Source organism: Rhodococcus yunnanensis NBRC 103083 (assembly GCF_001895005.1).
Lineage (GTDB): Bacteria > Actinomycetota > Actinomycetes > Mycobacteriales > Mycobacteriaceae > Rhodococcoides > Rhodococcoides yunnanense.
In genome coordinates, this window is sequence record NZ_BCXH01000001.1 from 857,738 (window position 1) to 874,941 (window position 17,204).

Consider the following 17,204-nt stretch of genomic DNA (forward strand, 5'->3'; position numbering starts at 1 on the left):
ACGCTCCCGTGCGCCAGCAGTTACGACCGTACGTAACTCTGCGTGCACGGGGGCGTAGCCGCATCACCACGGGCTGGTGCGGAGCACGATCTCGGTGGCGAGTTCCGCCGTTGCATCAGCGGGAATGTTGGCGATTCCGTCGAGTTGAACGACTCGGAACTCCGAGTACACCACTCGCCCGCTCCCATCGGCGCTCGCCCGCCGCAGTGAGGAACCGATCATCAGGGTTGTCGGCAATTCCACCGGCGGGCAATCGGCCGACAACACGACCCCTCGGTCGTCGGCGACGGCTGGATGCCCACGATCGCACACGACAAGGCTGGCGAATCGGCCGAAGGTGCGCGCCGCAAGTCCCCACGCGAGTTCGGCCCCTTCCCTGCTACCGACGAGGTGTACCCACGGGAGCGACAGCTCGTCGAGCACGGCCAGAACACCGTCGTGATCCAGTCCGGTGATGTCCTCCACCGCAACGGTTCTGAGATCCGAGTTGTGCAATCGCTCGGCGACACCGTCGTACAGGTCCGGGCTGTCGCCCACACCGGGAAGCAGCAACACCGCATGCCTCGATTCCGGCCCCGCTATGCGCACGGAACAGCTCCCACCACGGGCCGCCACTTGCTTGTAATCCATGGCTACGACGCTACTGCACGGCCGGTCGGCGTCGACTGCAACCGCTGAACACTTGTGTCGCCTTCGTGGGCGAGCATGATCTTCCACTCGCCGACGGTCATGCCGAGCTTGTTCGCCGGTATCGAATGAACGGATCGCTAGGGCTCGGCGCGGTATTCATCACCTGGCAGCGCTGGTGGCGCGAGGTGGGTAACTTCCTCGTCGACACACCTCGAACGCTGCTGCTGGCCGCGATTCCCCTCGCCTTGGCTGCGGTGTTCGCCAGCGGCGGATGGGCCGGACCTCGCAGGGCCACTGCGTGAGACAACCCGACGCGGGCTGTCCCCCACACCACGTGCCATGATCTCGAGCAGAGCGTCGACATCGACGTGCTGCTCGACCAGATCGGCGAGCAGATCGAGTTGCTGCTCCCGCATCTCCGTGACGGAGGTGTCTGCCGCAACGACGAATCCGTCTCGCCCGGAACGGGCTGCCGCCCATTGCAGCAGCGAGCGTCGAAACCCATCGGACTCGAGAAGTCCGTGCCAATGTGTGCCGAGCACCGAACCGCGCGCGCTCCCCTCCACCCTGCCATCGGAGTAGATCAACAGTGCCTCGTCCCCGGACTGCACAACTCGTCCGTGATGAATTTCGTATCCCGAGACGGTATCTGCTTCGAAGAACGGCGACGACCCCGTCACACTGTCCAAGACCTTGTCCCGATCGAACTCGATATCGAGATCCAACAAACCCAAACCGTCCGTGCGGACCGTCGACGACTCGACGCCGTCCACGATGGAACGACCGAGCATCTGGTAACCACCGCAGATTCCCAGCACCGGCCGTCCGGCCGACGCATGAGCGACAACCGCGTCGGCCAATCCGGTTCGACGCAGCCAGTCCAGGTCTGCCACAGTCGATTTGCTGCCCGGAACCACGATCATGTCCACATCGGTCAGTCTCGACGGCTCGGTGACCCAGTGCACCGACACGCCGGGCTCGCACGCGAGAGCCTCGACGTCGGTCGTGTTGGAGATGCGTGGCAACCGGATTGCCGCCACCCGCAGCCACTGGCTACCCTCCGGCGGACGAGGCCGCCCCACCGGAGCGTCCGCCACCGTTCCCAGCGAATCCTCGGCATCCATCCACAATTCATCGGAGAACGGGATCACGCCGTACGTCGGCCTGCCCGTGAGCTCCTCCAGCTGCTCGAGACCAGGCGCAAGCAGACTCGGGTCTCCGCGAAATTTGTTGATCACGAAACCGCAGATGTGCGCTTGGTCCTCCGGATCGAGCACAGCGACTGTTCCATAGAGGTGCGCCAGTACTCCACCCCTGTCGATATCGCCTACCACGATCACCGGCAGCGAGGCGGCCGTCGCCAACCCCATGTTCGCGAGATCCGTAGCGCGAAGATTGATTTCGGCCGGCGAACCAGCCCCCTCACAGATCACGAAATCGTACTGCTCTCGCAGCGAGTCGAGCTCGGCCGCCACCACGACACGAAGAGCCTGCCTGTGCTCGATATAGTTCGACGCCGAAACCTGAGCCACCGCACGACCACGCACCACCAACTGCGACGTCCGGTCACTACCGGGCTTCAACAGAACAGGGTTGAACCGCACACTCGGCTCGAGCCCACACGCCCTCGCCTGCAGCGCCTGCGCCCGGCCGATCTCTCCCCCATCGAGCGTCACCACCGAATTGTTCGACATGTTCTGCGCCTTGAACGGCGCAACCGACAGGCCCCGACGCGCAAGCAACCGGCAAATGCCCGCCACCAGAACACTCTTACCCGCATCCGACGTCGTACCCGCAACCAGCAAGGCGCCGCTCACGCCGTGCACCCACTGTTCGTTCCGCAGGCTCCACTCACACCGTGCACCCACTGTTCGTTCCGCAGGCTCCACTCACGGCAGGGTGAGGATCTCGCTACCGGTCTCGGTGACCACGAGCGTGTGCTCGAACTGCGCCGTCCACTTGCGATCGTGCGTGACCACCGTCCAACCGTCGTCCCACATCTCCGCGTTGATGCCACCCAGGTTGATCATCGGCTCGATCGTGAAGGTCATACCCGGCTCGATGATCGTCTCGACGCTGGGCTGATCGTAATGGAGCACCACCAGACCGTTGTGGAACGTGGTTCCGATGCCATGGCCCGTGAAGTCCTCGACGACGCCGTATCCGAATCGATGTGCATACGACTGGATCACCCGGCCGACGACATTGAGCGCGCGACCGGGCTTGACGGCCTTGATGGCACGCATCGTGGCCTCGTGCGTCCGCTCGACGAGCAACCGCGCCTCCTCCGAGACATCGCCGGCGAGGAACGTCGCATTCGTGTCACCGTGCACACCGTCGATGTATGCAGTGACGTCGATATTGACGATGTCACCGTCCTCGATGACCGTCGAGTCCGGAATTCCGTGGCAGATGACCTCGTTCAGCGACGTGCAGCACGACTTGGGAAATCCCTTGTAGCCCAACGTCGACGGGTACGCGCCGTGATCGATCATGTACTCGTGAGCAATACGATCCAGTTGGTCTGTCGTCACACCGGGGGCGACGGCCTTACCTGCTTCTTGGAGGGCACGCGCTGCGATCTTCGACGCGACACGCATCTTCTCGATGACCTCGGGAGTCTGCACCCACGGTTCGCGGCCTTCCTTGGCAGTGGGCTTCCAGGCGTATTCAGGTCGCTCGATCGACTTCGGCACCGGAAGGATGGGCGATACAACACCCGGCACGAGCGGCTGACGGGGCTTGCTCTCGGCGGTCACAGACATGAATAACAGGGTAGTCGTTGCGGCTGCGCCACCGGTGTTCGCGTGGTAGCAAGCTGCACCCGCACCCACGGCTGCATCTATGATTCAGGCCACATGGATCCGAAGGAGCCGCTCGTGTCACCCACCGACCTGCTACGACCGCGCGACGGGGATGCTCTGCGCGCAGAGCTGCGCCGAATTGCGCAGTCCTCCGGCGTTCCGGTCGTGTTCGGCGGCGAAATATCGGCCCACACGCTGCACCTGAGCGAATTCCACGGCACACGCACTCGCGGCCTCGACGGCCTGCTGATCCCGACCAGATCCGGGCTCGGTGGACGCGTCATGGATCAGCGAGCTCCCGCAGCCGTGAGCGACTACGGCAGCTCGCAGTACATCACCCACGACTACGACCGCCCGGTGCTCGGCGAGGGCCTGCGATCCATCGTTGCAGTCCCGGTCGTCGTCGCAGGAGCGGCCAGGGCCGTGATGTACGCGGCGGTGCGGGAGCGAGGGCCGATCGGCGGCCGAGTCGCGGACACGCTGGTACAGGCATCGAAGCGACTGTCGCAAGAAATAGCGATCCGCGACGAGGTGGACCGGCGGCTTCGCATGCTCGACACACGAACCGGCGGTCCGGAGTCCTCCTCCGTCACCGAACTACTCCGTGATGTTCATGCCGAACTGCGCACCCTCACCTCGTCATCGGCCGAGACCGATCTCCGCCCCGCATTGACAACTCTGTCCGAGAAAATCGCGTACGCGCTGCACCCGGGCGCCCACCAGTCGGGACTGACGCTGTCCGCTCGCGAAAAGGACGTGCTGGCACAGATCGCACTCGGATGCACCAATGCACAAGCAGCGGAGCGCTTGTCGTTGAAAGCCGAGACGGTCAAGTCCTATCTCAGAACCGCGATGAGCAAGACCGGCACACGCACCCGTCACGAAGCCGTGGTCGCAGCACGCCGCGCCGGACTACTGCCCTGATTCGCCTGCCGGCTCAATAGCCGTCGGGCAACTGTTCGAACATTTCGCGAGTGACCGCAACGGCATTGTCCGAACTGCCCCCGCGCACGACAAGAGTGGCGAACGCCAGATCTCCTCGGTAACCGACGAACCACGCGTGCGAGCCACCCTCGACCTCCGCTTCACCGGTCTTTCCGTACACCTCACCTTGGTCGGCGATGCGCTCCGCGGTGCCGCTGGTGACGACCGAACGCATCATTCCGCGCAGCCCGTCGACCATCTGCGGCGAGATCGGTGGGTGATCCCCGTCGACAGTGGTTTCCCTCCCGACGAGCAGGCCTGGGACCGGCGTCGACCCGTGCGCGACGGTCGCTGCAGCCAATGCCATTCCGAACGTGGAGACGACCACCTTTCCCTGACCGAAGCCGTCCTCGGTGCGCTGCACCAGCTCCTCAGCCGGCGGCACCGACCCGGAATCGGTGGGCAGCCCCACGACGTCGTAGTCCGGGCCAACACCGAACTGCGACGCCGCAACGGTCAACGCGTCGGGCTGCATCTCGCTGGCCAACTTGGCGAACGAGGTGTTGCACGAACGCGTGAATGCCGTTCCCATCGACACGTTGCCGAGAGAGAACTCGTTGTAGTTCGGGATGCTTCGCTCACCGATCTCGATACGCCCCGGGCAGGGCACTGTCGTGTCGGGAGTGGCAAGCCCTGATGAAATAGCAGCGCCTGCGGTGATGATCTTGAAGGTCGAACCCGGTGGGTACAGACCAGCGGACGCCACCGGTCCGTCCCGGTCGGCTTCCTTGTTCTGTGCCACGGCGAGGATCGCACCGTTCGATGGTTGGATGACCACCATCATCGCCTGCTCGACGCGTGCGTTCACCGCATTCTGCGCAGCCACCTGAATGTTGCGATCGAGGCTGATCGAGAAGGACGGCGCGGGCTCGGGCGGAGTATCGGTGAGCACGTCGATGTCGACGCCGTTGCGGTTGACCGTGACGACGCTCCAGCCTGCCTTGCCGTCCACCTCGTCGATGACGGTTTTCTTGACCTGCGAGACGAGGTCGGGTGCGAACGTGCGATCGGTGGAGATCAGATCGGATTCGTCGGAGGCCGACACACCGGGCAGAGCAGCCAGAGTCGCCGCGACGGACTGGTAGTCCTCGTCGCGCAGAAGTGCGACCGGGTAGTCCCCTTTCGTCGAGGTCGCCGATTCGACGATGCTCTGCGCGGAAATGGACGAGTCGAACGGCGCGAGCACCCGTGCCAATCCGGTAGCGGCCGAGACGATGTTGTCGGACTCGGCAGCGTTCACCTTGATGCGGTGGACCACTCCCGGCACGAGCACATCCGACCCGGACCGTTCGTTGACGCGTGCACGCGGCGCAGCGGTGGAACGCAATGCCATCGACTGTGTGTCGCCGAGATCGGGGTGGATGTCGGTCGAGGTCCACCGAACACCCCATCGGCCGTCGGTTCGCCCCATCTGCAGTTCACCGTCGTAGGTCCAGACTCGGTCCTTGGGAAGATGCCAGTCGTAGGTGTAGCCCACCGTCGCGGTGTCGCCGTCGACACGGACGGAGGTGGTTCGAGCGTCGAGAGACTCGGCTTGAAGATTCTCCCACGCGTCGCCGAGAGCAGTGGCTGCCGCCTCCGGGCGATCGGTGTCGGTGGATGCGGCGCCTATATCGCGTGCGGAGAATGCATCGAGGAAGGACTGCGCGGCGGGTTCGGGCCCGTCCGGCCGCGGGGTACACGCGACCACCGATCCGGCGAACAGCACGGCGACCACCGAGGTGGTGACACACCGGCGACCGCGCCGGACAGGGGAGAATCTCATCGCGCTCATCGTAGTTCGGCGACTGCGGCGCCGACGTCAACGAATCGCGGTCAGTCGAGCAGAACTGTGGTGAACGTCGCAACCTGGGTGAGGCCGATACGTTCGTAGGCCCGACGGGCAGCGAAATTGAAGCTGTTCACGTACAGGCTCGCGACTCGTCCACTACGGACGACCGAATCGACGACGGCAGCGGTGCCCGCGGAGCCGAGGCCTTTGCCACGACAAAGGGGATGAACCCACACACCTTGGATTTGACCCACCGAGGCGGACTGCGACCCGATCTCGGCTTTGTACACGACCTGGCCGTCCTCGAACCGCGCCCACGCGCGGCCCGCGGCGATCAGACTTGCGATTCGTCGTCGGTATCCACGTCCGCCGTCGTTGGCACGAGGATCGACACCGACTTCTTCGATGAACATCGCGACGGCGGCACTGAGGTAGACGTCGAGTTCGTCCGCACGCACGAGTCGAACGAGTGGATCGGCCGGATACACCGAGTACTGAGAGGTCGCCAGCAACGGCTGCTCGCTGCGCAGTTCGCGCGCTGCTCCCCAGTCCGCCTCCAGCATTTCCCACAGCGGAAGTGTCAGTTCCGCTCGACCGACGAGCGAGGAACACATCCGCGGTCCCCGACACGCTCGGTCGGCGAAGGACCGCAGGTCGTCCGCCGAACCGAGGAGCGGCACCAGATTGGCGCCGTAGAAGCACAAGGATTCATCCGGGCCGCCACGGCTCCACATCTCTCCGTGAAACGAGCGTGGATCCAGCCCGGACTCCTGAACACGCGCGGCGATCATGCACGACGCGATGGGGTCGGCGTCGAGAACCCGCAATACGTTGGCAGTGTCCTTGCCACTCAAGGGCTTCGCGCCGAGGAGTTTGAGCACCTAGGTCACCTCCTGACCAACGCATCCACCGTCATAGAAGACAGATTGCCAGATCGAGGCCGCGATATGTGTACTTCAGCCGACTGTCACGACCGGAGCGCCCGACTCTGCACTCTCGCCGTCCTCGAACTCTTCGGCGATGCGCATCGCTTCCTCGATCAAGGTTTCCACGATCTGTGCCTCCGGAACGGTCTTGATGACCTTGCCCTTGACGAAGATCTGCCCCTTGCCGTTACCGGACGCGACTCCGATGTCCGCGTCACGGGCTTCGCCAGGACCGTTGACGACACATCCCATGACGGCCACCCGTAGCGGGATCTCCATGCCATCCAGACCTGCGGTGACCTCGTCGGCAAGCTTGTAGACATCGACCTGAGCCCGGCCGCACGAGGGGCACGACACGATCTCGAGCCTTCGCGGCCGAAGGTTGAGCGACTGCAGAATCTGTGTTCCGACCTTGATCTCCTCGGCGGGCGGCGCCGACAGCGACACCCGAATGGTGTCGCCGATGCCTCGCGAGAGGAGTGCCCCGAACGCGACAGCGGACTTGATGGTCCCCTGGAACGAGGGCCCCGCCTCGGTGACGCCGAGATGCAGCGGGTAATCGGACTGCGCCGCCAACTGCTCGTATGCAGCGACCATGATCACCGGGTCGTTGTGCTTGACCGAGATCTTGATGTCTCCGAAGCCGTGCTCCTCGAACAGACCGGCCTCCCACAACGCCGACTCCACCAACGCCTCCGGAGTGGCCTTGCCGTACTTCTCCATCATTCGCTTGTCGAGTGACCCGGCGTTGACGCCGATGCGAATGGGAATGTTGGCATCGCCTGCGGCCTTGGCAACTTCCTTGACGCGACCGTCGAACTCCTTGATGTTGCCCGGGTTGACGCGTACCGCAGCGCAACCGGCGTCGATGGCCGCGAAGATGTACTTCGGCTGGAAGTGGATGTCGGCGATGACCGGGATCTGACTTTTCTTCGCGATGATCGACAGCGCGTCGGCGTCGTCCTGTGTGGGGCACGCCACACGCACCATGTCGCAACCGGACGCAGTCAGCTCCGCGATCTGCTGGAGCGTGGCGTTGATGTCATGAGTCTTGGTGGTGCACATCGACTGAACGGAAATGGGGTGATCACTTCCCACACCGACCGATCCGACCTGCAGTTGACGGGTCTTGCGGCGGGGGGCGAGTACGGGAACCGGCGGTGCCGGCATTCCCAATCCGACTGAGACAGTCACTTCGTTGCCTTCTTTCCTAGCTACCAGCACGAGTCTAGCTAGAACAATTGGATGGGGTTCACGATGTCCGCTGTGAGAGTGAGCAGCATGTACGCGCCGCCGATCACGATCACCACGTAGGTGACGGGCATGAGCTTCATGTAGTCGACCGGGCCACCGTTCGGCAGCCCGCGGCGGTTACGGAAGAAGTTGCGGATTCGCTCGTAGATCGTGACCGCCATGTGCCCGCCGTCGAGGGGCAGCAATGGCAGCAGATTGAAGATGCCGAGGAAGAAGTTCAGGCTCGCGAGCAACATCACGAATACGGGCCACAGTGACCGCTCGACGAGTTGCCCACCGATGACGCTGGCTCCGACGACGCTGATCGGCGTCTCGGGGTCGCGTTCGCCTCCGGTGACCGAGGTCCACAGATCGGCGACCTTGCTCGGCATCTGCACCAGGCGGTGCGCTGTCTCGACGAACATGTCACCGGTGAATGCGAACGACGCAGGTATTGCCGCCAGCGGGTTGTACGTGGTGGCCCCGAAGGTCTCCATCTGGACTCCGACCGCCCCGACCATCGCGGACTTTCGACCGGTGTCGGTGCCATCGGTGACGTAACGCTGCACCTGCTGAACCTGGACTCCGAATGTCAGCTCGCCGCCGTCACGCTCGACGACGAAAGGCACTGTGCCCGACAGAGGCTGAGTCGCGGCGACGACGTCCGCGAACGTCGGGGTTTCGGTGCCGCCGACCGAGACGATCACATCTCCCTGCCGAATGCCTGCCAGGTAGGCGGGACTCGGTCCGGAGCATTCCGGGAAGCTCAGATTCTCGTTCTGGGTCGGCGTCACGCACGGCATATTTCCGACCATGGCTTCGGTCGGCGGATTCAGGTTCGGCAGACCCCATCCGACAGCGAGTGTGAAGATGAGCACAAATCCGAGAACGAAATTCATCCCGATTCCGCCGAGCATCACGACAAGCCGTTTCCACGTCTTCTGTCGGTACATCGCCCGCTCGACCTCGTCGGGCGCTAGCTCGTCGATCGCCGTCATGCCCGCGATGTCGCAGAAGCCTCCCGCGGGGATCGCCTTGAGTCCGTACTCGGTCTCGCCCCGACGAAACGAGAAGACCTTCGGGCCGAATCCGACGAAGAACCTACGAACCTTCATGCCGGTCGCGCGCGCGGTCCACATGTGCCCGGCTTCGTGCAGCGCGATGGACACCGTGATGCCCAACGCGAAGAGAATGACGCCGAATACGAACACCATCGTTGTCCCTAGTCCTTCTGGTTCAAGAGGGTTCGGGCCTGCCCGCGAGCCCAGGAATCGGCAGCAAGCACATCGTCCACGGTAGTCGGCGTCGACGACCACTCCGTGCCTCCCGCGGCGAGGACGTCGCCGACAGTCTGCACGATCTGCGGAAAATCGATGCGACCTGCGAGGAAAGCCTCCGCAGCCACCTCGTTGGAGGCGTTGTAGACCGCAGTCATGGCCCCTCCCATGATCCCTGCTTCGCGTGCCAACTGCACAGCGGGAAACACGCGGTCGTCGAGAGGTTCGAAGTCCCAGGAGAACGCCGTCGTGAAGTCGAGTGAGCGGCCCGCGTCCCGAACCCGGTTCGGCCAACCGAGGGCAAGTGCGATCGGCAGTTTCATGTCGGGAGGGCTGGCTTGAGCGATGGTGGAGCCGTCGAAGAACGTCACCATCGAGTGCACGATCGACTGACGGTGGACCGTGACGTCGATACGGTCGTACGGCACACCGAACAGCAGATGGGTCTCGATCAGCTCGAGTCCCTTGTTCACCAGAGTTGCCGAGTTGAGCGTGTTCATCGGCCCCATCGACCAGGTGGGATGCGCCGCTGCTTGCTCAGGAGTGACCGACTTCAACTCGACGTCGGACCAGCCGCGGAACGGGCCGCCCGACGCTGTCAGCACCAGCCGATCGACCTCGGCTCCCCTGCCCCCGCGCAGACACTGAGCCAACGCCGAATGCTCCGAGTCGACCGGGACGATCTGACCCGGCGCAGCGGCAGCAAGCACCAACTCACCGCCGGCCACCAGCGACTCCTTGTTGGCAAGCGCGAGCGTCGCCCCCGATTTCAGAGCAGCAAGCGTCGGCTCGAGGCCACGTGACCCGACCAATGCGTTGAGGACGACGTCCGCGTCGACGGATTCGACGAGCTCGGTCACCGCGCGTTCGCCGGTCAGAACGTCCCGATGCCCCAATTCCGCCCCGGCATTCGGATTCGCAACAGCTACCGCCTCGACTCCGGTATCTCGGATCTGGGTTCGCAGAAGCTCGATATTGCCGCCCCCAGCGGCCAGCCCGACGACCTCGAACAGGTGAGGATTCGCTGCGATGACCGCGAGCGCCTGCGTTCCGATCGAACCGGTGCTGCCCAGCAGCAGCACTCGTCTCGGGCGGTCGGATGCGGCGTCGGGAGACGTTCGGGGCTCTGGCACTCGTCCATTGTTGCTGATCGAGCCTGAGAATCAGCTATGCGTCCACCGGCCATGGCAGTCTCGACCCTTGTGGACCTCTCCCGGTACGACTCTCTGCAGCTCACCTACAGCGAGGTCGGCCGCACCGCCGGACCGTTGCCCACCGGCTATCACCACGTGGATCGGCGCGAACCCATCGGACACGGCCGTGACGGGTTCCGCGCGGCCGCCGACGCGCTCGTGTCGTGGGGCATGCACCGAGGTGCCGGACTGTCCGTCGACGCCACGTCCGGAGCGGCAGAGGTGGGCTCGACGGTGTTGATGAGGATCGGTCCGGTACGGATTCCGTGCCGAGTCGTCGCCGTGATCGACGAGCCGAATCGCCGTGGGTTCGCCTACGGCACACTCCCCGGCCATCCCGAGCAGGGCGAAGAGTTGTTCGTCGTGGAATTCGACCCCGACAGCCGTGCGGTCACGGCCCACATCGCGGCATTTTCACGGCCGGGCCGGTGGTTCACCCGACTCGGTGGCCCTCTCGGTCGTGTGGTTCAACGCCTGGCCACCGATCGATACTTCGCCGCGCTCCGGCGCGCTGCGTTCTGACTCACAACCCAACCGGCGGGTGAGTGCTCGTCCAGTGCCGCGCGATGTCCACCCGTCGTGCGATCCACACCTTGTCGCGGGACTGGATGTGATCGAGAAAGCGTTCGAGCGCTGCGATGCGAGCCGGGCGGCCCACCAACCTGCAGTGAAGTCCGACCGACAACATCTTCGGCGCCCCGGCCTCTCCCTCTGCGTACAGAACGTCGAACGCATCGCGGAGGTGAGCGAAGAACTCGTCGCCCGTCGAGAATCCGCCGGGCGAGGAGAACCTCATGTCGTTGGTATCGAGCGTGTACGGCACCACCAGGTGGTCGACGGTGTCCGATCCCCGTCCGACGCGTTCCCAGTAGGGCAGATCGTCGGCGTACGAATCGGAATCGTAGAGAAAACCGCCGTGCTCGACGACGAGCGACCGGGTGTTGGGTGAGTCTCGGCCCGTGTACCAACCCAGCGGAGCACTGCCCGTCAGGTCCGTGAGTATCTCGACGGCTTCCGCCATGTGGTCACGCTCGACGTGCTCGTCGATCAGTTGATAACTCAGCCATCGGAGGCCGTGACAGGCGACCTCGTGCCCCTGCTCGACGACGGCGGCGACCACCTCCGGGTTGCGTTGCATCGCCCGGGCTACCGCGAACACCGTCAAGGGGAGCTCTCGCCGCTCGAACGCACGCAGAACACGCCACACACCGGCACGGGATCCGTACTCGTACAACGACTCCATGCTCATGTGACGGTTGGGAAACGCCTGCGCACCGATCATCTCGGACAGAAACGTCTCGGATTTCGTATCGCCGTCGAGGACATTGTTCTCCGAACCCTCCTCGTAGTTCAGCACGAACTGAACGGCGATGTTCGCTTCCCCGGGCCACTGCGGATCCGGCGGCGTCCGCCCGTAACCGATCAAGTCGCGGGGATACGGGACGAGCCGATCGATGCGTCTGTCCGAAGTCACGACGAGCAGTCTCCCAGCAAACAGCGGCCACCGCCGAGTACTCGACGAGCGCCAGCGCGCCCCTACTGGCTACGACGGACGGTCGTATGCAAATATTGGTCGCACACGAGCACGCCGACCGTACGGCGTGATTTGACCCGAGAGGATCGACCGGTGGCACAAACCGAGCTGGACCCCGCTTCGTACGACCCGGTCGAGTACACCCACGAGGACATCGCCGAGGTTCCGTCGGCAGACTGGGGATGGAGCGGCGAGTCGGGCAAGGCGATGCGAATCGCTGCCCTGGTCATCGCAGCTTTCCTGCTGTTCATGATGCACGGCAACCACACCGGCAAAGTCGAGGATCTGTGGTTGATCGGATTCGCGGTTGCTCTCGTGGGGCTGGTCGTCCGAGACGTGATCGTGCGTCGCAAACCACGCTGACAGACATTCGACGGGAAAGAGCCCGGCACGCGATTCACGTGCCGGGCTCTTTCGCGCGAAAGTCGTGTACTGCTCAGTTCTCGGCTGCGAGCTGGCCGCAGGCCGCGGCGATCTCCTGACCTCTCGTATCGCGGACGGTGCACGAGACGCCCTGCGCAATTACGCGCCGGACGAATTCCCGTTCGACATCCTTCGGACTGGCATCCCATTCGCTGCCCGGAGTGGGATTCAACGGAATCAGGTTGACGTGAACCCGCGACCCGAGAGCCTTGTGCAGCTTCTTGCCGAGCATGTCCGCGCGCCACGGTTGATCGTTGATCTCCTTGATCATCGCGTACTCGATCGAGACTCGACGGCCCGTCTGGTCCGCGTAATACCGTGCCGCGGACAGCACCTCGGCGACGGACCACCGGTTGTTGACCGGAACCAGAGTGTCGCGCAACTCGTCGTCGGGGGTGTGCAGCGACACCGCAAGCGTCACCGACAGCCCTTCGTCGGCCAGCTTGCGGATCGCGGGCGCCAACCCGACCGTCGACACCGTCACCGAACGCTGCGACAAACCGAGGCCATCCGGTGCAGGCGAGACGATCTTGCGGACCGCGGCGACAACGCGCTTGTAGTTGGCGAGTGGCTCACCCATGCCCATGAACACCACGTTGGACAAACGGCCCTCTCCCCCGTGCACGACACCGTCACGCAGATCTGCTGCCGCAGAACGAACCTGGTCGACGATCTCGGCCGTGGTGAGGTTGCGGTCGAGTCCGCCCTGCCCGGTCGCACAGAACGGGCATGCCATGCCGCAGCCCGCCTGGCTCGAGATGCACAACGTCGCCCGATCCGGGTACCGCATCAGAACGCTCTCGAGCAACGTGCCGTCGTTGGCTTTCCACAGGGTCTTACGGGTGTCACCGTCGTCGCAGGCGAGATGCTTGACGGCCGTCAGCAACGTCGGGAACAGATCGGCTCCGACCTTCTCCCGCACCGCGGCAGGAAGATCGGTCATCTTCGTCGTGTCGGCTTCGAGCCTGCCGTAGTAGTGGCGCGCGAGCTGATCCGCTCGAAACGCAGGCAGACCCAGTTTCTCGACCGCGGCCCGCAGGCCCTCTCGGTCCAGATCCGCCAGATGGCGCGGCGGCATTCCTCGGCGCTTGTCGGTGAACACCAACGGAAGCGAAGGCCTCGCCTGCTTCGGAGCGTCGGCACGCGTAGAAGAGTCGGCACGCGTGGAAGAGTCGGCGGGCGCGGAGCCCTCAGCTGCGGTTCTGTCGGCTGCGGTCGCGGAATCACTCATAGTGACTCCAGTGTCCCACCCCTGCGGGATCTCGCCTATTCGCGGCGGTTTCCGCTCCGTCGCCGAAGGGTAACCGAATCGACAGCGAATGAACGTGCATTCGGCACCCGCGTGCGAAAGGATTCGACACATGTCCACTGCAGCAGGCGACGGAAACGACGGAAAGTTCCCCGAGCCGTCTACGGTCCCCTCGACGTACGACGATCGGGGCCCGGCTCCCATCACGACACCTGACTCCGAGGACCACAGCGCGCCCGACCCGGAGGATGTCACCGACGTCCGCCGCCCCGCGGGCACCTCACCGGAAGGCATCGCGCACACCAGAGCCGCAGCTACATGGACTGGATTAGTGGTCGGCGCCGTCGTTCTGGTTATTCTGTTGATCTTCATCCTGCAAAATCTGGATGCGGTTCCGGTGAACATCTTCGTCTGGACCTTCGAGCTTCCGCTCGGTGTGAGCATGCTGCTCGCTGCCATCGCGGGAGCCTTGGTGATGGCCCTGGCGGGTGGAGTCCGCATCCTGCAAATCAGACGCGCAGCCAAACGCAAGTAACCGACCAGCCGGTGAACACTATGCACAGAAGCTGGCCTTGTCGAACTGAATCGATCAGGCTGAGCGTGCCCGAACTCACCGCAAGGAGCCTGACGTGACCACTTTCATGGAGACCCCAGTGACCTCTGGCGTAGCGACCGAGCGTGCACGCTCGTGGCTCCTGGTTCCCGCAACCAAACCCGAGACTTTTTCCGCTGCGATCGCATCGGATGTCGATGCGGTGATCCTCGACATCGAAGACGCGGTGTCCCCCAGCGCCAAGCCCGCAGCACGTGAGGCAGTGGTCGCATGGCTCGAGGCGGGAAATTCTGCGTGGGTCCGCATCAACGACGCGACGACGTCGTTCTGGGCCGACGACCTGGCAGCCCTGTCGGGTCTGAAGGGTCTTGCCGGAGTCATGCTGGCCAAGACCGAGAGCGGTAACCAGGTCGACGCATCCGCGGCCCGACTCGCGGAGGGCACCCGGATTCTCGCACTCGTCGAGTCCGCCGTCGGGCTGGAGGCAACACCCGAAATCGCACGCGCCGATTCCACGTTTCGCCTCGCATTCGGAAGCGGAGACTTTCGACGTGACACCGGAATGAGCGATGAGCCCCTGGCAATGGCCTACCCACGTTCGCGTCTGGTGGTGTCCAGCCGAGCTGCGCGTCTGCCCGGCCCGATCGACGGTCCGACGCTTGCCGCGAACGAGAGCATCCTGGCGCGAGACTCCGCACTGACCTTGTCGATGGGTATGACCGGCAAGCTCTGTATGCACGCCGAGCAGGCTCCGATCGTCAACCGCGAACTCGCGCCCGCACCGAGTGATGTCACCTGGGCCGACGAGGTCATCGACGCGCTCGGGATCGACGGATCCGGAGTCAAGGACGGCAGCGATCTCCCGCGCCTCGCCAAAGCGTTGAAGATCCGCGACGCTGCCGAGGTGTTCGGAATCGAAGCAGGCTAGACGCGTTCGAGTCCGGTCGGCTTACGCCGCCAATGTAGTCGATACCGCACGTCGAAGCCGAGGCCAGGGATGCTCTTCGCAGCCCTGGCCGCTGTGCGTCCGGTGAACTCGATTCCCAGCACAGCGCGCAACGTCTCGCGATCGTCGAACTGCCACCGGGTATCGACGCGTTCGAGTTCGAAGCCCTGCGCATGGAAGAACGACTCGACGGCAACGCAGTCGTACTTCGGTAGATCTGCCTTCATCCAGTCCCCGTACGGCGAAGCCGACACATCCAGATCCACCACCACGAGCGTTCCGCCCGGCTTCAGCACGCGCATCGCTTCGACGATGCCGGGGCCGCTTCCGGCGCCGAAGAAGTACGCAGTTCTGGCGTGGACGATGTCGGCCGAATCCGAGTCCAGGGGTAGCGACTCGGCGTGGCCTGCGACGATCTCGACGTTCGAGTACGAAGAGACGCGGCGTCGAGCCTCCTCCAACAGGGGCTCGTGCGGCTCGACCCCGACGACACGATCTGCGAGCGCTGCGAACTCCGGCAGGTGGAATCCGGTTCCGCAGCCGACGTCGACGATCGTCGACCCGGCCCACGGCGCAATACGACGCACGGCATCGGGAATCCGGCCGTCGACGTCCTGTGCGCGATTCTCCGCCTCGTACAACCCCGGCCAGTTCCAGATGTTCGGGCTGGGAATCGTGTGTGGCCGAGTCACAGAAGAACCGTGAATACCAACCAGGCGACGAACGCCGAGGGTAGAAGTGAATCGAGGCGGTCCATGATGCCGCCGTGGCCGGGCAACAACGTGCCCATGTCCTTGATTCGCAAGTCCCGCTTCACCTGAGATTCGATGAGGTCACCCAGCGTGCCCGTGACCACGAGAACTACACCCAGCAATATCCCGATCATCGAGTTCGCATCGAGAATGAGCGTGACGGTCAGCAGACATCCGATGATGCAGAACAGCAGGGAGCCGATGAGTCCTTCCCACGACTTCTTGGGACTGATGGCCGGCGCCATGGGATGTTTGCCGAAGAGGACTCCGGCGACGTAGCCGCCCACATCGGAGCAGACCACCGCGATGAGGAACACCAGAACGCGGCCTGCTCCGTCGTCGGCCAGCACCATGAGCACAGCGAACGACGCCAGCAACGGCAACCAACACGCGACCAGGACGGTAATGGCCAACTCTCGAAGGTAGTTCTTCGGTGCCGAATTCAGCCCCTGTTGCAGCAGCAGCCAGACCATGCAGACCAGAACCGTGCCCGCGGTCGCACTCAGCACTCCGGTGGTGCCCCAGGGCCACCCGAGCCAGATGATCGCCTGGCCTCCGAGGATCAGCGGAATCCGGGGGACGAGAACCCCTGCCTCACGCAGCCGCTTGGACACCTCGTAGGTCGCGACGGCGAGCGCCACTGCAACCACGCCGATCCACACCAGGGGCACGAAGACCATGATGAGGATGAGAGCTATTCCCAACCCCCCACCGACGCCGATCGCGGCGGGAAGGTTGCGCCCGGCCCGTCCCGGGGACTTCGAATCAGTGGCTGTCGGGGTGTTCGGCACGCCCTGGCTCCCTGCCCCCGAAGGTGCAGCCTGCGGGGTGACCCGGTCGTCGGGATCGGGTGCGGCTGACCCTCGTGGTCGTTCCGATCCCACCACGACGCCATCTCCTTGCTTCATCGTCTACAGTTCCGTCGAACG

17 protein-coding genes are annotated in these 17,204 nt (G+C 64.2%); 5 read left to right on the forward strand and 12 right to left on the reverse strand.

Going from position 1 to position 17,204, the window contains the following annotated elements; translation table 11 throughout:
• Window positions 1-63: 63 nt before the first annotated feature.
• The 3 genes from RY1_RS03880 to map all read right to left on the reverse strand — a co-directional run bounded on the left by RY1_RS03880 (window position 64) and on the right by map (window position 3,395).
• Window positions 64-630, reverse strand: a complete 567-nt coding sequence (locus RY1_RS03880; RefSeq protein WP_072802129.1) for an alpha/beta fold hydrolase — start codon at window positions 628-630, stop codon at window positions 64-66.
• A 137-nt stretch (window positions 631-767) separates the two neighbouring features.
• On the reverse strand, window positions 768-2,447 hold the full coding sequence (locus RY1_RS03885; RefSeq protein WP_245819468.1) for a cobyric acid synthase: 1,680 nt from the start codon (window positions 2,445-2,447) through the stop codon (window positions 768-770).
• Window positions 2,448-2,519: 72 nt separating this feature from the next.
• A complete protein-coding gene (gene map / locus RY1_RS03890; protein ID WP_072802130.1) occupies window positions 2,520-3,395 on the reverse strand; it encodes a type I methionyl aminopeptidase in 876 nt (291 codons plus the stop codon).
• 93 nt (window positions 3,396-3,488) lie between these two features.
• Here map and RY1_RS03895 point away from each other — a divergent pair, with 93 nt between their 5' ends.
• Window positions 3,489-4,358, forward strand: a complete 870-nt coding sequence (locus tag RY1_RS03895) for a helix-turn-helix transcriptional regulator (protein ID WP_072802131.1) — start codon at window positions 3,489-3,491, stop codon at window positions 4,356-4,358.
• A 13-nt stretch (window positions 4,359-4,371) separates the two neighbouring features.
• Here the strand turns inward: RY1_RS03895 and RY1_RS03900 are convergent, their stop codons facing one another.
• From RY1_RS03900 to dxr, 5 genes are all read right to left on the reverse strand, one after another.
• On the reverse strand, window positions 4,372-6,183 hold the full coding sequence (locus RY1_RS03900) for a penicillin-binding transpeptidase domain-containing protein (protein ID WP_072802311.1): 1,812 nt from the start codon (window positions 6,181-6,183) through the stop codon (window positions 4,372-4,374).
• Between the two features lie 50 nt (window positions 6,184-6,233).
• Window positions 6,234-7,070, reverse strand: coding sequence for a GNAT family N-acetyltransferase (locus RY1_RS03905; RefSeq protein ID WP_072802132.1), 837 nt, complete (start codon window positions 7,068-7,070; stop codon window positions 6,234-6,236).
• Between the two features lie 75 nt (window positions 7,071-7,145).
• Window positions 7,146-8,285, reverse strand: coding sequence for a flavodoxin-dependent (E)-4-hydroxy-3-methylbut-2-enyl-diphosphate synthase (gene ispG / locus RY1_RS03910; RefSeq protein WP_072802133.1), 1,140 nt, complete (start codon window positions 8,283-8,285; stop codon window positions 7,146-7,148).
• 62 nt (window positions 8,286-8,347) lie between these two features.
• The gene (locus RY1_RS03915) at window positions 8,348-9,562 is read right to left on the reverse strand and encodes a M50 family metallopeptidase (RefSeq protein ID WP_072802134.1); all 1,215 of its coding nucleotides are present in this window, start codon (window positions 9,560-9,562) and stop codon (window positions 8,348-8,350) included.
• An 8-nt stretch (window positions 9,563-9,570) separates the two neighbouring features.
• A complete protein-coding gene (dxr, locus tag RY1_RS03920; protein ID WP_072802135.1) occupies window positions 9,571-10,707 on the reverse strand; it encodes a 1-deoxy-D-xylulose-5-phosphate reductoisomerase in 1,137 nt (378 codons plus the stop codon).
• A gap of 102 nt (window positions 10,708-10,809) precedes the next feature.
• Between dxr and RY1_RS03925 the strand changes: the two genes are divergently transcribed.
• On the forward strand, window positions 10,810-11,340 hold the full coding sequence (locus RY1_RS03925; RefSeq protein WP_072802136.1) for a DUF1990 domain-containing protein: 531 nt from the start codon (window positions 10,810-10,812) through the stop codon (window positions 11,338-11,340).
• 1 nt (window position 11,341) lies between these two features.
• On the opposite strand, the gene puuE is transcribed toward RY1_RS03925, so the two are convergent.
• The gene (puuE, locus tag RY1_RS03930) at window positions 11,342-12,292 is read right to left on the reverse strand and encodes an allantoinase PuuE (protein ID WP_245819469.1); all 951 of its coding nucleotides are present in this window, start codon (window positions 12,290-12,292) and stop codon (window positions 11,342-11,344) included.
• Between the two features lie 153 nt (window positions 12,293-12,445).
• Between puuE and RY1_RS03935 the strand changes: the two genes are divergently transcribed.
• Entirely contained in the window at window positions 12,446-12,715 is a 270-nt protein-coding gene (locus tag RY1_RS03935) for a DUF2631 domain-containing protein (RefSeq protein WP_072802137.1), read from the forward strand.
• 73 nt (window positions 12,716-12,788) lie between these two features.
• Here the strand turns inward: RY1_RS03935 and rlmN are convergent, their stop codons facing one another.
• A complete protein-coding gene (gene rlmN / locus RY1_RS03940; RefSeq protein ID WP_218019773.1) occupies window positions 12,789-13,853 on the reverse strand; it encodes a dual-specificity RNA methyltransferase RlmN in 1,065 nt (354 codons plus the stop codon).
• 283 nt (window positions 13,854-14,136) lie between these two features.
• Between rlmN and RY1_RS03945 the strand changes: the two genes are divergently transcribed.
• On the forward strand, window positions 14,137-14,559 hold the full coding sequence (locus RY1_RS03945; protein WP_072802313.1) for a LapA family protein: 423 nt from the start codon (window positions 14,137-14,139) through the stop codon (window positions 14,557-14,559).
• Between the two features lie 106 nt (window positions 14,560-14,665).
• Window positions 14,666-15,505, forward strand: coding sequence for an HpcH/HpaI aldolase/citrate lyase family protein (locus RY1_RS03950; protein ID WP_072802139.1), 840 nt, complete (start codon window positions 14,666-14,668; stop codon window positions 15,503-15,505).
• Here RY1_RS03950 and RY1_RS03955 read toward each other — a convergent pair.
• Together RY1_RS03955 and RY1_RS03960 are read right to left on the reverse strand one after the other, a co-directional pair.
• Window positions 15,502-16,215, reverse strand: a complete 714-nt coding sequence (locus tag RY1_RS03955) for a class I SAM-dependent methyltransferase (protein WP_072802140.1) — start codon at window positions 16,213-16,215, stop codon at window positions 15,502-15,504. The genes RY1_RS03950 and RY1_RS03955 overlap by 4 nt on opposite strands.
• Window positions 16,212-17,183 (reverse strand): phosphatidate cytidylyltransferase, encoded by a 972-nt coding sequence (locus tag RY1_RS03960; RefSeq protein WP_084727147.1) that lies wholly within the window; start codon window positions 17,181-17,183, stop codon window positions 16,212-16,214. Before RY1_RS03960 ends, RY1_RS03955 begins: the two co-directional genes overlap by 4 nt.
• Window positions 17,184-17,204 lie beyond the last annotated feature (21 nt).

Coding starts and splice junctions, on each gene's coding strand:
- rlmN (WP_218019773.1), bottom strand. CDS start 13,853: ATGCCGCCGCGCCATCTGGCGGATCTGGACCGAGAGGGCCTGCGGGCC.
- map (WP_072802130.1), bottom strand. CDS start 3,395: ATGTCTGTGACCGCCGAGAGCAAGCCCCGTCAGCCGCTCGTGCCGGGT.
- RY1_RS03915 (WP_072802134.1), bottom strand. CDS start 9,562: ATGGTGTTCGTATTCGGCGTCATTCTCTTCGCGTTGGGCATCACGGTG.
- RY1_RS03895 (WP_072802131.1), top strand. CDS start 3,489: ATGGATCCGAAGGAGCCGCTCGTGTCACCCACCGACCTGCTACGACCG.
- RY1_RS03880 (WP_072802129.1), bottom strand. CDS start 630: ATGGATTACAAGCAAGTGGCGGCCCGTGGTGGGAGCTGTTCCGTGCGC.
- RY1_RS03950 (WP_072802139.1), top strand. CDS start 14,666: ATGGAGACCCCAGTGACCTCTGGCGTAGCGACCGAGCGTGCACGCTCG.
- RY1_RS03925 (WP_072802136.1), top strand. CDS start 10,810: ATGGCAGTCTCGACCCTTGTGGACCTCTCCCGGTACGACTCTCTGCAG.
- RY1_RS03900 (WP_072802311.1), bottom strand. CDS start 6,183: ATGAGATTCTCCCCTGTCCGGCGCGGTCGCCGGTGTGTCACCACCTCG.
- RY1_RS03945 (WP_072802313.1), top strand. CDS start 14,137: ATGTCCACTGCAGCAGGCGACGGAAACGACGGAAAGTTCCCCGAGCCG.
- RY1_RS03960 (WP_084727147.1), bottom strand. CDS start 17,183: ATGAAGCAAGGAGATGGCGTCGTGGTGGGATCGGAACGACCACGAGGG.
- ispG (WP_072802133.1), bottom strand. CDS start 8,285: ATGCCGGCACCGCCGGTTCCCGTACTCGCCCCCCGCCGCAAGACCCGT.